Raw genomic sequence first — 14,966 nt, 5'->3', positions numbered from 1 at the left:
TCAATGGGCCTGCGCAATGCCTGGGCCGAAGCGCAGTTCGGTGCCGTTTTGCAATTTGAGTTGCTCGGCCTGACCGGCGTTGAGTTCGAGCACGTAGCGCGCCGGCGCATTGCTCGGATATGGGGGGCAGGCGTTGCCCGCCGAGCACGGTGGCACATCGCGCTGTTGCGCCACCAGCTTGCGCTGGGTGTCGAAGTAGAGGATGTCCAGCGGGATCTTGGTGTTCTTCATCCAATAGGCCTGGGGTTCCTCGCGTTTGTGGATGAATAGCATGCCGTGGTCGGCCGCCATTTGGTCGCGAAACATCAGTCCGCGTGCACGGGTGGCGTCGTCCTGGGCCAACTCGACTTGATAGCGGTGCCCGCCCAGTTCCACCCAGTGGTCGCCGGCGCTGGCGCAGCCGCTGAGCGCAACAAAGAAAAGAACGCAAAAGGCTCGGGACAGGGACATGGCGTTGCAACATGGGCGAGGAGGAGAACGAGCACCTTGTTGCATCGTGCGCGGGGAGTCAAGCGCCTGACTGGATTGGCAGCGTGGCACGATGTGCAGCCAATGCGGGCACTTTTTTCTATCGTAGGAGCGATCTTGGCCGCGATGCGCGACCGCCAAGGCGTCCAACGCGTCGCGGCGCCGGAAACCATTTCCCGATCCCGAATCAAAACACCCGCGGCGGCTCGCCGCCCACGATCACCACATCGGCGCGGCGGTGCGCAAACAGGCCGACGCAGACCACGCCGGGGATCTGATTCAACTCGCGCTCCAGCGTGAGCGGATCGCTGATCGAGAGGTGATGTACGTCCAATATCACGTTGCCGTTGTCGGTGATCACGCCATCGCGCCAGACTGGCTGGCCGCCGCTGCGCGCCAGGATTTCACGGGCGACCAGGCTGCGCGCCATCGGGATCACTTCGATTGGCAGCGGGAATGCGCCCAGGGTCTGTACCTGTTTGCTGGGGTCGACGATGCAGATGAAGCGCTCGCTCGCCTCGGCGATGATCTTCTCTCGGGTCAGTGCGGCGCCGCCGCCTTTGATCAGGCACTTGTTCGGGTCGCATTCGTCGGCGCCATCCACGTACAGCGACAGGGTGCCGGTGTGGTTCAGTTCCAGCACGTCGATGCCGTGCTGGCGCAGGCGCGCGGTGCTGTGTTCGGAGCTGGATACCGCGCCCTTGAGGCGATGACCGATGCGGCCGAGCGCATCGATGAAGTAGGCGACGGTGGAGCCGGTGCCGACGCCGACGATCATGCCGTCCTCGACGTACTCGATGGCTTTTTCGGCGGCAAGGCGTTTTGCTTCAGACATAGGGGCGGTTCCGGGGACGGGATGGGGTAGGGCGCGTGCTGCGCAGGCCGTCACTCCAGCGACAGCAGCAGGGTCCACTGCGCGGCACTGACCGGGAAGACCGACAGGCGGTTGCCGCGCGCGACCAGCGGAAAACCATCGCCGAGCGCATCGGCGTGCGATTTGATCTCGTCCAGGGCGATCGTGCGTGTCAGCTTGCGCTCGAATGCCACGTCCACCAGATACCAGCGCGGTTGCTCCGGTGTAGCCTTGGGATCGTGGTAGTCCGAGGAGGGGTCGAACTGGGTGGCGTCGGGGTAGGCATCGCTAGCCACTGTGGCCACGCCGACGATGCCGGGCACCTTGCAGTTGGAGTGGTAAAATAGGATGCCATCGCCGACTTTCATGCCGTCGCGCATGAAATTGCGCGCCTGGTAGTTGCGCACGCCATTCCAGGGTTCGGTAACGACCCGCTGCAGGTCGTCGATCGAGAAGGTATCCGGTTCGGATTTCATCAACCAATAGCGGGTGCGTGCAGTCATACGGATGAATTGAGCGCGGTCACGAGAGTGAGGGATTCGGTACAGACTGCGTCCAACCTTACGTCCCAGGCGGCGATCGGCAACGCAGCGACCTGTTGGGCGTCGAAGGCCGCCCCGACCAGCCATGGCGGAGGCGCTTGCTGTTGGCGGAATTCGAAGCTGCGATCATACCAGCCGCCGCCCATGCCCAGGCGGTGGCCGGCGTGGTCGAAACCCACCAATGGCGTCACCACCAGCGCCATCTGTTCGGGTGCGAGCATCGCTGCCGCATCGAGATCGGGTTCTGGAATGCCATAGCGGTTGGCGACCAGTGGCTGCCCCGGACGCCATGGTGCGAAGCGCAGTGTGGTGCCGTGCAGGACGGGCAGGCAGTATTGCACCGTGTCCGGCAGCGACAGTTGCCAGCGATGCAGGGCGATCTCGCCGTCCATCGCCCAGTAGCCGGCGACATAGCCGTGCTGCGGTGCGAACGGTAGTTGGAGCAGGCGTTGCGCCAGCGCGTCGGCGGCGGCTAGGCGCGCGGCGGCGGGGAGCACGCCGCGGCGCGCACGCAGTTGCTGACGCAGGAGCTTGCGATCGTCGGCAGGCATGAGTGGGCAGTAGGGTAAAGGCGCTCCTATTGTCCTGTTCGGCGCGGACGCTGCCTAGAGCGTGGGAGGCACGGTGAAGTGAGGTGCATTGGTCGTCAGCGGCAAAGGCGGACAGTGCGGTCGGCGGCCAGGAGCGGTGACGCTGGTGGCCGCAGTGCGGGTCGCACGTGAGGTGGAGATCCCAGCGCCGCCGCGCTGTGCGGGAGGTGGATCGTGCCGACGTGGGGATGGCGATGGCAGGGGGCAACGGCACCGGCAGAAAAGGAAACGGCGCCTTGCGGCGCCGGTTCCTGGAAGAATTGCATTCTCCGCCGTGACGATGCGTGCGAAACGACCTTGAACCCGGGGTTCAAGTGGGATGGCTGGAGAACCTTCGGGCTTCCCGCTACGAGGCGGACCTGCACTCCCGATTCCGTCGCCACCCCGTGGTCGTCATTAAGGGACAAGGCGAATGTTTGCACACGCTGTCGTTCACAGCAGAGAACGCGGGGGTAGTATAGCGCTGTCGCCGTGCTTGGCGCGTCCGTCCGTCGCACGGTGCGTTGCAATTCACCTTTATGATCGAGACGCGATGAGCGAATCAACGCGTTGTATCGGTCACGCGATCCAGGCGCCGGTTGAGATCGGCAAGCGTGCGGGTCATTTCGTGTTCGCGCTGGGCGTGCTCGTCGCGCAGTTGCTGGAGTTCATGCGCCAGATTCAGCGCGGCGAGGACGGCGACGCGGTCCACTGCCGCCATGCGGTTGCTGCCGCGTATCTCGCGCATTTTCGTCTCGAGCAGGCGCGCGGCAGCCAGCAGACTGTCGCGCTCTCCGGCCTCGACGCCAACGGTGTATTCGCGGTCGAGGATGCGGACGCTGACCGGTTCGCTCACGTGTGCTGCTCCAGCGATTTCAGCCGGGCGATCATGGCTTCTACGCGCGAGCGCGCCTGTTCGTTTTTGGTCAGCAGTTGCGAACGCTCCCCGATCAGCTGCTCCTGCTGTTGGCGTAGGCTACGGTTTTCGTCGGCGAGGCGCTGGCAACGCTCCACAAGCGTTTCCACGCGCGTGGCGAGTGCGCGAAGTTCGGCGAGGGCGTCGGGTGTGTCCATGGCGCTCACGATAGACATGCGTTCGCGCGGTGGTCAAGACATCGCGCGGCGGTGTGATGGCTGCCGCTCAGATGGGGAGCCGCAGCGGTTGTTGCAGCAGCTTGAGACAGGCGTCCGGTTCTAGCGCGGGCGCCACCAAGTGGCCTTGGATTTCGTCGCAGCCGTGCTCGCGCAGGAACATTAGCTGGCTGGGCTGTTCGACGCCCTCGGCGACCACCTTCAGGTCCAGCGAGTGTCCCATTGCGATAATGGTGCTGGTGATGGAGGCATCGTCCGGGTCCAGGCTCAGGTCGCTGATAAACGCCTGATCGATCTTCAGGGTGTTGATCGGCAGCCGTTTCAGATAAGCCAGCGACGAATAGCCGGTACCGAAGTCGTCGATTGCCAGGGTCAGGCCCAGTTCCCGGCAGGCATGCAGGATTTCCGCGCTCTTGCCGACCTGCGACATCACCACGCTCTCGGTCAGTTCGAGTTCGACATTGGCTGCCGGTACGCCGGTTTCGGCCAGAATCTGCGCCATCAATTCGGGCAGGTTGCTGCGTTCGAGCTGGATCGCCGAGACGTTGATCGACATGCACAGATCGGTCAGGCCCATTTGTCGCCAGTCGCGCAGCGCGCTGCAGGCTTGGCGCAGGACCCATTCGCCGATTTGCAGGATCAACCCGGTCTCTTCGGCCAGGGGAATGAACTGGCTCGGCGAGACGGGGCCGAAATCGGCACTGTGCCAGCGCAGCAACGCTTCCACGCTGACTACGCGCTGTTCGCGCAACGAGTAGCGCGGCTGATAGACCAGTTTCAATTCCTGGTCCAGCGGAATCTTGCGCAAGGTGCTGGCCAGTGTCGCGCGATGGCGGGTGGCCTCGTCCATGCTGGCCGAGTACACCTGGGCGTTGCGGCGGCCGGCTGCCTTGGCCTGGTACATCGCCGTATCGGCGTGCTTGAGCAGTTCGCTGGGCAGTAGCGCGTGCTGCGGGAACAGGGAAATGCCGATGGACGTGGAAACCGCCACCTCGCGGCGATCGTCCAGACGTAGTGGTGGCTCGAACGCCGCCAGCACTCGCGCGGCGACGCTTTCGGCCTCGTCTTGGCTGACGATGTCCTCCACCACCACGGTGAATTCGTCGCCGGCCAGACGCGCCACCGTGTGCTGCGGTCCTACCGCCTGTTGCAGGCGTTCGGCGACTGCGCGTAGGACCTGATCGCCGACGGGGTGGCCCTGCGAGTCGTTGATGTCCTTGAAACGATCCAGATCCAGGAACAGCACCGCGACCGCGCCGGCCTGGCGTCGTGCCCGGACGATCGCCCGGGCCAGCCGCTCGGACAGCAGCGCGCGGTTGGGCAGGCTGGTCAGCGTGTCGTAGTTGGCCAGGTAGCGAAGTTCCTGTTCGGCACGCTTCTGTTCGGTGATGTCTTCCAGCACTACCACTTGGAAGCTTTGCCGACCGTCTGCATCGACCACGGTGTTGCGGCGCATGTGGCACAGGATCTCGTGGCCGTCCTTGCGTCGCTTCCAGGCATCGCCGCGCCAGTGGCGTCCTTGATCGAGCATCGGGGGTGGCGGGACGTTGGGCGCGTGGTCGATCAGTGTCATCGGCTGGCCCAGTACTTCGCGTTCGCTGTAGCCGGTGATCCGGGTGAAGGCCGGATTCACCGAGATGAAGCGCCGCTCCTCGTCGAGCACGGCCACCGCTTCGCTCATACTGCGGAGCACTTCCGCGGCGATACGTCGCTCCAGGTCGGCTTGGCGGTGCGAGGTGATGTCGCGCGCGGTGCCGGCGAGCCGGCGTGGATTGCCGACCGCGTCGTAATCCACCACGCGTCCACGCACCCGCGCCCACCGCCAGACGCCGTCGCCGGTCAGGTCCACCCGGTATTCGGCCAGATAGATCGCGGTCAAGCCCTCAAGATGCTCGCTGAGCGCGAGTTTGGCCTGCTGGATGTCGTCGGGATGGATCCGCAGCGGATCGTCCTCGTGGATCACCAGAGCGATGTCCTGCAGATGCGGGTTGGCATCGTCCGCGCGCATCCGCCGTAGCGTGCGATTCTGTAGGTCGTAATCCCAGAAGTGCTCGCCCGAAGCCCATAGCGCCAGCTTCAGGTAATGTTCGTGCTGCTGCAGCTCTTCGTAGCACTTTAGCTTTTGCTGCATGCGCCGCCGGTATAGCAGTGCATGCAGTGCCACGGTCAGTCCGCCGATGGCCAGCGATAGCGCGATCACCAGACGGTTCAAACTCCAGTCGGTGACGAAATGGCTTGCGATTCCCGCAGTGAGGTGCTCTGACGGCATGGCGGGACGTGATATCTATCAAGGAAAGGGTGTGGTGAGTGTAGGCATGTGCCGGAAGCCTCCACAAGCAGCAAGGTGTGTTCGGATTGTTACACTGGTCAGTCATCCAGTCCGCTGTCGGCCTCCCGAGCCGGTGGCAAGCCCCCCGACAGGCCCTGTATCCATGACCGAACTTCCCACTGCCGCCGAGATCGTCAATGCCAGCCAACAACTGGGTTTGGCCGCATCCGCGGCCGAGCTCCACGGTGCCCTGTGCGGCTGGCTGGCGGGCGGCGGCGCCGATCTGCCCGCCTGGCCAGCGGCGGTATTGGCCGATGCTGACATTGCCACGCCACGCCGGGGTGATGCCTTGGACCAACTGCGCGAGGCCACCGTGGCGCAGTTGCAGGACCGCGATTTCGGTTTCGACCTAGTGTTGGCCGAGCCTGGGGCGCCGTTGCTCGAACGTGCCGATGCGCTGTTCGAGTGGTGTCGTAGCTTCCTGGGCGGTTTCGGTCTTGCCGCAGGCGCCAAGCCGCCGCTGTCCGAAGAAGGGCTGGAGGCCTTACAGGACTTGGCGCGGCTGGGGCAGACCAGTAGCGAGGACATAGACAGTGGCGATGAGGAAGAAGAAGCGCTGTCCGAAATCGAGGAATTCTTGCGGGTGGCGGTGCTGCTGCTGCATAGCGACTGCGTGCTCGGTCCGCGTCACCGGCAGCGTTTGAACTGATGAAGCGGCTCACCGGGATTGGCGCAGCCGAATACGCGCGCCGGCGCCGACGGCTGATGGACATGGCGGGCGAGCAGGCCATCCTGGTGTTGCCGAGCGCGCCGGAGCGGGTGCGCAGTCACGATACCCATTATCCGTATCGCCAGGATTCGGATTTCTGGTACCTGTGCGGGTTTCCGGAGCCGGAGGCGATCCTGGTGCTGGTGCCCGGCCGTCGTCATGGCGAGGCGCTGCTGTTCTGCCGTGAGCGTGACCCCGAGCGCGAAGCTTGGGACGGCCCGCGTGCCGGCCAGGAAGGCGCAGTGGAGGACTATGGCATGGACGATGCCTACCCGATCGAGGATCTCGACGACATCCTGCCTGGCCTGCTGGAAGGCCGCTCGCGGGTCTACTACCACTTCGGCCGCGATGTTGATTTCGATCTCAAGCTGATCGGTTGGGTCAAGCGCGTGCGCGAGCAGGTGCGGCATGGTGCGCAGTTACCGCATGAGTTCCTGGAGCTGGGCCATCTGCTGCACGAGCAGCGCCTGTTCAAGTCGCGCGACGAGATCGCGCTGATGCAGGTGGCTGCCGACCTGAGCGTGGCCGGGCACCGCGCGGCGTGGCGGGTGGCGCGGCCCGGACTGCACGAATACCAGTTGCAGGCCGAGATCGAACACGCGTTCCGTGCAGGCGATGCCTGTCCCGCCTACGGGAGCATCGTCGGCAGCGGCAGTAACGCCTGTGTGCTTCATTACCACGCCAATGCCGCGCGCCTGCGCGACGGCGATCTGGTGCTGATCGATGCGGGCGCCGAGTACCGTGGCTATGCCGCCGACATCACCCGCACCTTTCCGGTCAATGGTCGCTTCAGCGCCGAACAACGCGCGCTGCACGATCTGGTCGGTGCGGCCCACGCGGCGGCGCTGGCGCAGGCGCGGCCGGGCGTAGCATACGAGGCTGGGCACCTGGCTGCGGTGCAGGTGCTGACCGAAGGTTTGCTGCGGCTGGGTTTGCTCAAGGGCAGCTTGCAGCAGAATCTGGCGAGCGGCGATTACAGGCGTTTCTACCGGCACAAGACCGGGCATTGGCTTGGCCTGGACGTGCACGACGTCGGCGACTACAAACTGGCGGGGGCATCGCGCCTGCTGGAGCCGGGCATGGTGTTCACCATCGAGCCGGGGCTGTACGTCGCCCCCGACGATCAGGACGTGCGTGCGAAGTGGCGCGGCATCGGCATTCGCACCGAGGACGACGTGCTGATCACCGATGATGGTCACCGCGTGCTGACCGACGCACTGCCGCGCAGCGCCGAGGAGATCGAAGCGGTGATGGCGACGGATTGATGCGGCGCATGCGCTGCGTTCGACCGGTGCGGTGGTTCAGGTCGCCGCGAACGCCGGACGCGTCAGGTTCTCCGGTTCGTCCTCGGTGCACACCACCTCGTCCTCGATGCGGATGCCACCGTAGGGCTTGAATTGCTCCACCCGCGTCCAGTCCACGCTGGCAGCGTGGCTGGTCTGTTTCAGCGCGTCCAGCAGCATGTCGATGAAGTACAGGCCCGGTTCGATCGTGACCACCATGCCTGGTTCGAGTGTGCGGGTCATGCGCAGGTACGGGTGGCCGTCGGGCCGCTCGATGCGGCCGCCGCGGTCGCTGGCGGCGAAACCGCCGACATCGTGGACTTGCAGGCCGATCGGATGACCGAGGCCGTGCGGGAAGAATGTAGCGCTGACGCCGCTGGCGACCGCGGCTTCCGGCGACACCGTGAGAATGCCGAAGTCTTTCAGCACCCCCATTAGCGCCAGGTGCGCGTCCAGGTGCAATTGCTTGTAATCCACGCCAGCGCGCACGTTCTGGCCCATGCGTTGTTGCGCGGCGTCTACCGCATCGATCAGCGCCTGGAATTCGCTGTCGGTGTCGGCAGCGTAGGTGCGGGTGATGTCGCTGGCGTAGCCGTGCGCGCAGGCGCCGGCGTCGATCAGGAAGCTGCGCAGTGGGGTCGGTGTCTGCCGTTGCCGTTCGGTGTAGTGCAGCACGGCGCCGTGTTCGTTCAGCGCCACGATGTTGCCGTAGGGCAGCTCGGTCGCATCCTGGCCGACGGCGGCGCAATAGGCCATGTGGATTTCGAACTCGCTGCGGCCTTCGCGGAACGCCGCTTCGGCGGCGCGGTGACCGCGCACCGCCAGTTGCTGTGCCTGACGCATCAGTGCCAATTCGTAGGCCGTTTTGTAGGCGCGGTGGTAGTCCAGATAATCCAGCACCGCCTGCGGATTGTTCGGGATGTAATCGCCGAGTGCGCTGTGCGGTTCGCCGAGAATCGCGCAGCGCCCCGGCGGTGGTAGCAATGCCAGTGCTTCTTCCGGGCTGCGGATGATGTGGATGTCGCAATGTTCCACCCACCAGCCGTTGGGTGTCGCCGGTACTGCGTGCCAGTAGTCGTGTGGTTGGTGGAAGATCACTTGCGGGCGCTGTCCTGGCGCGTACACCAGCCAGCTGTTCGGTACTCGGGTGAGCGGTAGCCATGTCTTGAACTGTGGATTCACCGCATAGGGATAGTCGCGGTCGTCGAATGCCTGGTAGTGCAGGTTGCCGCTGGGCATCACCATGTACTCGAAGGCGCCGCGCGCCAGCGCCGTGTCGGCGCGGTGCGACAGTGTGCGCAGATGGTTGGCGTACAGGGTGCTGAGGGCGTGCTGGAGCATGGACAGGACTCGGTCGGCGTGGATCAACGAGGGCGCAGTGTGCCGCAATTCAGTGGTAGGGATTCGGCGCCCTGCGACTAAGACCACGGATGTCGTCGCATGAAGGCGCAAGCCGACGCCTCTGCGCGTGTCGTGGAGTATGGAATGGATGAGGTCAGCCGTTGGGCGTGGCGTTGTTAACCCATTGTCGTAACAGGTCGCGGTGCGCGGCGGAGATGGTGAGAAAGCAGAAACCGGCCCAGGCATGGCTTGGCGCGTGCGAGGCTTCGCTCCACAACAGGTGTGCGCCCACGTCGATCTGCACCTGGCGGTCGGTTTGCGGCATCGTGAAGCGCAATTGGTACAGCGCGTCGTCGTGCAAGTGGGCCGATGCCAGCAGCAGCATGCCGTGTTCGGACACATTGCCGAGGCGACCGATCACCACCTCTTCCATCATGTCCAGGACCGGCACCATGTCCGGCACCGGGCGGCGCGGCGAGCGGCGGGCTTCTGCGATCATGCGTCCTCCAGGGAGGTGTTCGGCGCAATTGTGCCAGCGAGTGTTCGCAGCGTGTGTATGGCCGCTTGCCAGGCACGGTCGATCAGGTGTGTACGGTTTACGGTGATAATGCGTGCCTGGCCCTGCGCCAATAATCTGGCGAGTCCATCCAGTGAATAATCGGCGGTTTTTTGCCCGCGTTGATTGACGAATAGCGCGCGTTCTGTGGTCGGGCTATACCACGACAACCGTTGTCGTTTCAGGTTGTACTGCTGGTTGGTGACGAACGCGAACCATGTGCCGAACGGCAGGCTGAGCAGATGCTCGTAGGCCGCTTGTTCGTCCTGCGTGCGTGGCTGCAAAGGCGGTTCGTTGTCTTCGCTCTGCGCGCCCAGACGCGCGCGGGGCTCCGGCATGGTGTCAGATCCAGACAGTGCCGTCGATGTCTCTGCCCCGCCGGGCGTGGACAGAATGCGGGCGATGGCCGCAGCCTCGTCCTGGTGATAGCCGATCTGCAGCAAGTCGTTGCACACAGCATCGGTCACGGCAGTGTCGGGTGCTTCATCGGTGCTGCTGGTGATCTCGGCGATGCGTTCGCTGAGTCGCTCGCGTTCGCGCCACGCATCGGAATCTTCGCCTTGGCGCAGCAGCGTTAGTACCAGGATATCGGACCATGCCTGTTGCAAGAGTGTCTGCACCACGTATGGCGGTTGCCAGGCATTGCACAGTCGTTCCAGGCTACGGCCCGCCGTCTGCTTGGCCAGCGCCAGCCGTTCTTTGCCGCGTGCTGCTTCGATATGTCGGCGTTCGGCGATCTCCGCCTTGTGTGCCAGGGTGCGGCAATGCGCCTGGATTTCTTGGTGCGCCTGTTCGAAGACCGTGACATGGTCTTCGTATTCCTCCACGACCCGATCCACGGTCTTGTTCAACTTCAGCAGCAACTGTGCATCGATGTCCTCGTCGCCGAGCCAGAGCAGGCTGGATTCGGCCACCGCATTGAGTAGTTCGCGTGCTGGATGCCGGTCACACACGAAGAGCGTGGGGTCTTGCAGCGCCGCGCGTACCAGCGGCACCTGCAGGCGCTCAAGCAGCAATGCTGCTGGCGTGCCGCTACGCACCTCGCGCTCGATCTCGCCGTACAGCAGGCCGAGCAGATCGAAGATGTCGGCGTCGTGGCAGGCCAACGTGGCCTGTGGACCGTGCGCGCTGCGCAAGACGTTCAACAGTGCCGTCTGCACGTCGCGGATATGGCGACGTCCGCGCAGCCCGCCCATGGTGCTGTGCGCTGGCGGCTGCGCTTGCAATTCGCCCAGTGCTTGCAACAGTGTGGTGGTTGGAATGGCGACCCTCCTGGGGTGGGACGCGTCGGCCTGCGCGGAGGGCATGGTGGCGATCTGATCGGTCGCTGATATCGCCGTGGCAGGGGTGGCATTCCTGCGTGCGGCCATTAGCAAGCTGCGTAGCGTGGTCAGGTCGACCGGCGCATCGATGGTTGACGCGGTGATCGATTGTGCTGGCATCGCCGGTGCGGTCGGTGCGGCGATGGCATGGCCGTCTGTCGTGATCGCAGTGCTGTGGGAATGGCTTGCAGCTCTCGTCTGGCCGATGAACGGATGGGGGTTGTCGGGTGCGCGTGTTGCGCTGCGTGCGTCGACCGTCGCTGTGGGCGACGACGTGCGCATTGGGTACGGCCGGTAGACCAGTCCAGGCAGTACGCCAGCGTCGGTTAGGAGGTCATTTGCCCGTTCCACGATGGTGGCGTAGTGCGTCAGGACATGGCGCTCGAACGCGCGGTATAGCGCGAGTTGTGCGTCCAGCCCCATCTGCAGTTCCTTGCCGGCCTCGCGCAGCATGCGGCACAGCGCCTGTGGCCCCATTGGCAGCTGTTTGGCCTCGAACGCAGGGCGTGCGGCGAGTACGCCGAACCGCTGGCCGAGCAGTTGCAATGGAATATGGGTGCGGATCGCCTCGCGTCGGGCAATTTCGTGCAGCACGATGTTGCAGTCGATATCCACGTCGGAGACCAAGGTCAGGGCCTGCATTGCTGCGTTGGTCGTGGCTGGCTGCTCCGACTGGACGGACGCCGGAGTGGTGCGAATCGTGGCTAACGCGGTTTCCAGTTGCGCTCGGAACACCGGGCCGAAGTGCCCGCGTTGCGCGCGCAGGCTCTGCGCATCCTGATGGCTGTCTTGCCGCAATTGGCCGTTGTGCCCGTGTTCGGCTTGGTCGAACAGTGCTCGCTCCAGCTCATCCAGGGTCGCTTGCAGTGGTGCTTCCAGCGACTGCCGCAGCAGCGCGTTCAGGGATGTCAGCAAATGACGCACGCGCGTCGGTAAGACGGCGCTAGCAAGCGTCGCCGGGGGACCCGACAAGGTTGCAGACAGGGGCATCCTGTGATCGTCGTTTTTTACCGAGGGCGGTATGTAACACGTTTCTGCCGGCGCAACCATGCCGGCGGTGGTCTGTTCAGGACATGAATAGGGCGATGACGTCGTTGGTGAAACGCCGACCGAGTTCGGTCGGCATCACCTTGTCGTCGTTCACCTGCAACCATTGGCATGCCTGCGCGTGTTGTAGTGCCGGGGCGATGCTGGCCGGCGCCAGCCCGGTACGCGCGGTAAAATCGCGCAGCGCGAAACCGTGGTTCAGACGTAGGGCGTTGAGCATGTATTCGAAAGGGCGTTGCTTTGGCTCGATCCAGTCGTCGCCGCCGATCGCCGCCGGCGTTCCGGCTGCGGCCATGAAGGCTTGCGGATGCTTGTGCTTCCAACGACGCAGGATGCGCTGCTCGGCGCCGGAACTGATCTTGCCGTGGGCACCGGCGCCGATGCCCAGGTAGTCGCCGAAGGTCCAGTAGTTGAGGTTGTGCACGCAGCGCTCGCCTTCGCGTGCATAGGCGCTGACTTCGTACTGTGCGTAGCCGGCTGCGGCCAGCAGTGCTTGGCAGTGTTCCTGCATGTCCCAGGCGTCGTCGTCCTCGGGAATACCCTGTGGCGGCCGCGCCGCGAACAGTGTGTTCGGTTCCAGGGTGAGCTGGTAGTGGCTGATATGAGTCGGCTGCAGCGCCAGTGCCCGCGTCACGTCGCGCTCGGCCTCGGCCAGGGTCTGTTGCGGCAACGCGTACATCAGGTCCAGGTTGAGGTTGGTGAAGCCGGCGTCCTGCGCCAGCTTCACCGCGCGCTCGGCCTCGGCGCTGTCGTGGATGCGGCCCAGGCGCTGCAATGCCGCATCGTCGAAGCTCTGAATGCCGAAGCTGAGCCGGTTGACCCCAGCGGCCAGATAGCGGTCGAAGCGGCCGTGTTCGGCGGTACCCGGATTGGTCTCCAGGGTGATCTCCAGGCCCGGAGCGAAGCGCAGACGCGCACTCGCCGCCTCCAGAAAGCGCGCGATGGCCTCGGGCGGGAACAGGCTGGGGGTGCCGCCTCCGAAGAACACGCTGTGTACCACCCGGCCCCACACCAGCGGCAGATCCTGGTCGAGGTCGCGGATCAGGGCGTCCACGTAAGCATCGAACGGCAGCGCGCCTTTGGCCGCATGCGAGTTGAAATCGCAGTAAGGACATTTGCGCACGCACCAGGGCAGGTGGACGTACAACGACAGTGGCGGTGGCAACAGTCGCGTTGCGACATCGTGCGCGCGATGGTCCGCGCATGACGCATCCGATGGGGGCTGGCAGTGGTCGTGCGACATGGCGAATGGGCGTGATGTCAGTGCGACATCAGTTCGGCCAGCCGCTGCTTGAGTTGCTGCAGCGCGATGGCGCGGTGGCTGATGCGGTTCTTCAATGCGAGCGACATTTGCGCGGCGGTCTGGTTGTGTTCGGGATCGAGGAACACCGGGTCGTAGCCGTGTCCGCCGGTGCCGGCGCGGGCCTGGGCGATGCGCCCGCGCCAGCGGCCCTCGACCAGCAACGGTTGCGGGTCTTCGGCATGCCGCAGCAGCACCAGCACGCAGTAGAAATGCGCGCCGCGCTGCGCCTGCGGCACCTCGCGCAGGACGTGCAGCAGTTTGTCGATGTTGGCCTGCGCATTGCCGTGTTCGCCGGCGTATCGCGCCGAGTACAGGCCTGGTGCGCCGTGCAGCGCGTCCACGCAGATGCCCGAGTCGTCGGCCAGTGCCGGCAGGCCAGTGATGCGGGCGGCATGGCGTGCCTTGAGCAGCGCATTCTCGATGAAGGTCAGGCCGGTCTCGTCGGCATCGTGCACGCCGAGTGTGGATTGCGCGACCAGTTCCACGCCGACATCGTCGAGCAGGGCGTGCAGTTCTTCGAGTTTGCCGGCGTTGCTGCTGGCCAGAACCAGTTTCATGGTGTCGGCTCCATTGGCTCCTTGGTGTTGCCGTCGACAGCGCGCAACGCCGCGACGATCAGGCTGGCCATGGTCATGTGCGGGTTCATTGCGCCAGCGCGGCGCGCTGCGCCGCCAGCAGCTCGCCGATGCCGCGCTCGGCCAGCCCGAGCAGCGCGTCCAGTTCGTCGCGGCGGAACGCATGGCCTTCGGCGGTGCCCTGTAGTTCGATGAAGCCGCCGCCATCGTTCATCACCACGTTCATGTCGGTATCGCAGTCGCTGTCCTCGGCGTAATCCAGGTCCAGCACGGGAACGCCACGGTAGATGCCGACCGACACGGCGGCGACGGCGCCGAGCACCACCGGCTTTTTCAGTTCACCACGCTGGCGCAGCCAGTTCACCGCGTCCACCAATGCCACGTAGGCGCCGGTGATGGCGGCGGTGCGGGTGCCGCCATCGGCTTGCAGTACATCGCAGTCCAGGGTGATGGTGCGCTCGCCCAGCGCGTTGCGGTCCACGCAGGCGCGCAGCGCGCGGCCGATCAGACGCTGGATCTCCAGCGTGCGGCCGCCTTGCTTGCCGCGCGCCGCTTCGCGCTCGGAGCGCGAGTGGGTCGCGCGCGGCAGCATGCCGTATTCGGCAGTGACCCAGCCTTCGCCCTTGCCGCGCAGGAAGCCCGGCACGCGGTTGTCGACGCTGGCGTTGCACAGCACGCGGGTGTCGCCGAAGCTGACCAGGACCGAGCCCTCGGCGTGACGGGTGAACGCGCGCTCGATGCGGACCGGGCGCAATTGCTCGGCCGTGCGGCCGCTGGGACGGGAAAAAGACATGCAGGGGATCCAGAAGTGTGGTGAGGCCGTGTGCGGTAGGTGACCGTGTTGGTGCGGCGGAGACGGGCGCTGGAGTGTGTGGTGGAGGTTGAGGTGAGGAGGATCTGGTGCGCGCGACGTCTTTTCTTCGATGCGCACCGGACAGTTGCCCGTTGGTGGGGGATATCAGGGGCACGGCGTCGCT

At 65.0% G+C, this 14,966-nt stretch carries 15 protein-coding genes and 1 other RNA gene; 2 read left to right on the top strand and 14 right to left on the bottom strand.

Annotation, left to right across the window (positions count from 1 at the left end; translation table 11 throughout):
* From XalbCFBP2523_RS07895 to XalbCFBP2523_RS07860, 8 genes are all read right to left on the bottom strand, one after another.
* Window positions 1-450: a DUF192 domain-containing protein gene (locus XalbCFBP2523_RS07895; RefSeq protein ID WP_012915309.1), complete on the bottom strand. Its 450-nt coding sequence runs from the start codon at window positions 448-450 to the stop codon at window positions 1-3.
* A 205-nt stretch (window positions 451-655) separates the two neighbouring features.
* A complete protein-coding gene (rpiA, locus tag XalbCFBP2523_RS07890) occupies window positions 656-1,303 on the bottom strand; it encodes a ribose-5-phosphate isomerase RpiA (RefSeq protein WP_012915310.1) in 648 nt (215 codons plus the stop codon).
* Between the two features lie 50 nt (window positions 1,304-1,353).
* Entirely contained in the window at window positions 1,354-1,824 is a 471-nt protein-coding gene (locus XalbCFBP2523_RS07885) for an EVE domain-containing protein (protein WP_012915311.1), read from the bottom strand.
* On the bottom strand, window positions 1,821-2,414 hold the full coding sequence (locus XalbCFBP2523_RS07880; RefSeq protein ID WP_012915312.1) for a 5-formyltetrahydrofolate cyclo-ligase: 594 nt from the start codon (window positions 2,412-2,414) through the stop codon (window positions 1,821-1,823). Before XalbCFBP2523_RS07880 ends, XalbCFBP2523_RS07885 begins: the two co-directional genes overlap by 4 nt.
* 301 nt (window positions 2,415-2,715) lie before the next feature.
* Window positions 2,716-2,900, bottom strand: a non-coding RNA gene (ssrS, locus tag XalbCFBP2523_RS07875) — 6S RNA.
* 94 nt (window positions 2,901-2,994) lie between these two features.
* Window positions 2,995-3,288, bottom strand: coding sequence for a cell division protein ZapA (locus XalbCFBP2523_RS07870; protein WP_012915313.1), 294 nt, complete (start codon window positions 3,286-3,288; stop codon window positions 2,995-2,997).
* Window positions 3,285-3,506, bottom strand: coding sequence for a TIGR02449 family protein (locus tag XalbCFBP2523_RS07865; protein ID WP_012915314.1), 222 nt, complete (start codon window positions 3,504-3,506; stop codon window positions 3,285-3,287). Before XalbCFBP2523_RS07865 ends, XalbCFBP2523_RS07870 begins: the two co-directional genes overlap by 4 nt.
* A 67-nt stretch (window positions 3,507-3,573) precedes the next feature.
* A complete protein-coding gene (locus tag XalbCFBP2523_RS07860; RefSeq protein WP_045756737.1) occupies window positions 3,574-5,793 on the bottom strand; it encodes a putative bifunctional diguanylate cyclase/phosphodiesterase in 2,220 nt (739 codons plus the stop codon).
* Window positions 5,794-5,956: 163 nt separating this feature from the next.
* On the opposite strand from XalbCFBP2523_RS07860, the gene XalbCFBP2523_RS07855 reads away from it, so the two are divergent.
* Together XalbCFBP2523_RS07855 and XalbCFBP2523_RS07850 are read left to right on the top strand one after the other, a co-directional pair.
* The gene (locus XalbCFBP2523_RS07855) at window positions 5,957-6,502 is read left to right on the top strand and encodes a YecA/YgfB family protein (RefSeq protein WP_012915316.1); all 546 of its coding nucleotides are present in this window, start codon (window positions 5,957-5,959) and stop codon (window positions 6,500-6,502) included.
* A complete protein-coding gene (locus XalbCFBP2523_RS07850; protein WP_045765382.1) occupies window positions 6,502-7,827 on the top strand; it encodes an aminopeptidase P N-terminal domain-containing protein in 1,326 nt (441 codons plus the stop codon). The genes XalbCFBP2523_RS07855 and XalbCFBP2523_RS07850 overlap by 1 nt, the downstream gene beginning before the upstream one ends.
* 36 nt (window positions 7,828-7,863) lie before the next feature.
* Here the strand turns inward: XalbCFBP2523_RS07850 and pepQ are convergent, their stop codons facing one another.
* The 6 genes from pepQ to rph all read right to left on the bottom strand — a co-directional run bounded on the left by pepQ (window position 7,864) and on the right by rph (window position 14,782).
* On the bottom strand, window positions 7,864-9,186 hold the full coding sequence (gene pepQ, locus XalbCFBP2523_RS07845; protein WP_045757813.1) for a Xaa-Pro dipeptidase: 1,323 nt from the start codon (window positions 9,184-9,186) through the stop codon (window positions 7,864-7,866).
* A gap of 154 nt (window positions 9,187-9,340) precedes the next feature.
* Complete coding sequence (locus XalbCFBP2523_RS07840; protein WP_045757814.1) at window positions 9,341-9,685, bottom strand: PilZ domain-containing protein; 345 nt, start codon at window positions 9,683-9,685, stop codon at window positions 9,341-9,343.
* Window positions 9,682-11,979, bottom strand: a complete 2,298-nt coding sequence (locus tag XalbCFBP2523_RS07835; protein ID WP_488175801.1) for a DUF1631 domain-containing protein — start codon at window positions 11,977-11,979, stop codon at window positions 9,682-9,684. The genes XalbCFBP2523_RS07840 and XalbCFBP2523_RS07835 overlap by 4 nt, the downstream gene beginning before the upstream one ends.
* A 151-nt stretch (window positions 11,980-12,130) precedes the next feature.
* A complete protein-coding gene (hemW, locus tag XalbCFBP2523_RS07830; protein WP_045765384.1) occupies window positions 12,131-13,354 on the bottom strand; it encodes a radical SAM family heme chaperone HemW in 1,224 nt (407 codons plus the stop codon).
* Between the two features lie 17 nt (window positions 13,355-13,371).
* Window positions 13,372-13,971 carry an RdgB/HAM1 family non-canonical purine NTP pyrophosphatase gene (rdgB, locus tag XalbCFBP2523_RS07825; RefSeq protein WP_012915322.1) on the bottom strand — a complete coding sequence of 200 codons (600 nt, stop codon included), beginning with the start codon at window positions 13,969-13,971 and terminating at the stop codon, window positions 13,372-13,374.
* Between the two features lie 85 nt (window positions 13,972-14,056).
* Complete coding sequence (rph, locus tag XalbCFBP2523_RS07820; RefSeq protein ID WP_012915323.1) at window positions 14,057-14,782, bottom strand: ribonuclease PH; 726 nt, start codon at window positions 14,780-14,782, stop codon at window positions 14,057-14,059.
* Window positions 14,783-14,966: the final 184 nt, after the last annotated feature.

The organism is Xanthomonas albilineans, assembly GCF_002939705.1.
GTDB lineage: Bacteria > Pseudomonadota > Gammaproteobacteria > Xanthomonadales > Xanthomonadaceae > Xanthomonas_A > Xanthomonas_A albilineans.
Note: the sequence above shows the minus strand (reverse complement) of the source record. Positions and strands in the feature narration are given on the sequence as shown.

What these genes read in the sequence shown, in the direction of transcription:
- XalbCFBP2523_RS07885 (WP_012915311.1), bottom strand. Translation starts at nt 1,824, where the DNA reads ATGACTGCACGCACCCGCTATTGGTTGATGAAATCCGAACCGGATACC.
- XalbCFBP2523_RS07880 (WP_012915312.1), bottom strand. Translation starts at nt 2,414, where the DNA reads ATGCCTGCCGACGATCGCAAGCTCCTGCGTCAGCAACTGCGTGCGCGC.
- hemW (WP_045765384.1), bottom strand. Translation starts at nt 13,354, where the DNA reads ATGTCGCACGACCACTGCCAGCCCCCATCGGATGCGTCATGCGCGGAC.
- XalbCFBP2523_RS07860 (WP_045756737.1), bottom strand. Translation starts at nt 5,793, where the DNA reads ATGCCGTCAGAGCACCTCACTGCGGGAATCGCAAGCCATTTCGTCACC.
- rdgB (WP_012915322.1), bottom strand. Translation starts at nt 13,971, where the DNA reads ATGAAACTGGTTCTGGCCAGCAGCAACGCCGGCAAACTCGAAGAACTG.
- XalbCFBP2523_RS07850 (WP_045765382.1), top strand. Translation starts at nt 6,502, where the DNA reads ATGAAGCGGCTCACCGGGATTGGCGCAGCCGAATACGCGCGCCGGCGC.
- XalbCFBP2523_RS07865 (WP_012915314.1), bottom strand. Translation starts at nt 3,506, where the DNA reads ATGGACACACCCGACGCCCTCGCCGAACTTCGCGCACTCGCCACGCGC.
- rpiA (WP_012915310.1), bottom strand. Translation starts at nt 1,303, where the DNA reads ATGTCTGAAGCAAAACGCCTTGCCGCCGAAAAAGCCATCGAGTACGTC.
- XalbCFBP2523_RS07855 (WP_012915316.1), top strand. Translation starts at nt 5,957, where the DNA reads ATGACCGAACTTCCCACTGCCGCCGAGATCGTCAATGCCAGCCAACAA.
- XalbCFBP2523_RS07840 (WP_045757814.1), bottom strand. Translation starts at nt 9,685, where the DNA reads ATGATCGCAGAAGCCCGCCGCTCGCCGCGCCGCCCGGTGCCGGACATG.
- pepQ (WP_045757813.1), bottom strand. Translation starts at nt 9,186, where the DNA reads ATGCTCCAGCACGCCCTCAGCACCCTGTACGCCAACCATCTGCGCACA.
- rph (WP_012915323.1), bottom strand. Translation starts at nt 14,782, where the DNA reads ATGTCTTTTTCCCGTCCCAGCGGCCGCACGGCCGAGCAATTGCGCCCG.
- XalbCFBP2523_RS07895 (WP_012915309.1), bottom strand. Translation starts at nt 450, where the DNA reads ATGTCCCTGTCCCGAGCCTTTTGCGTTCTTTTCTTTGTTGCGCTCAGC.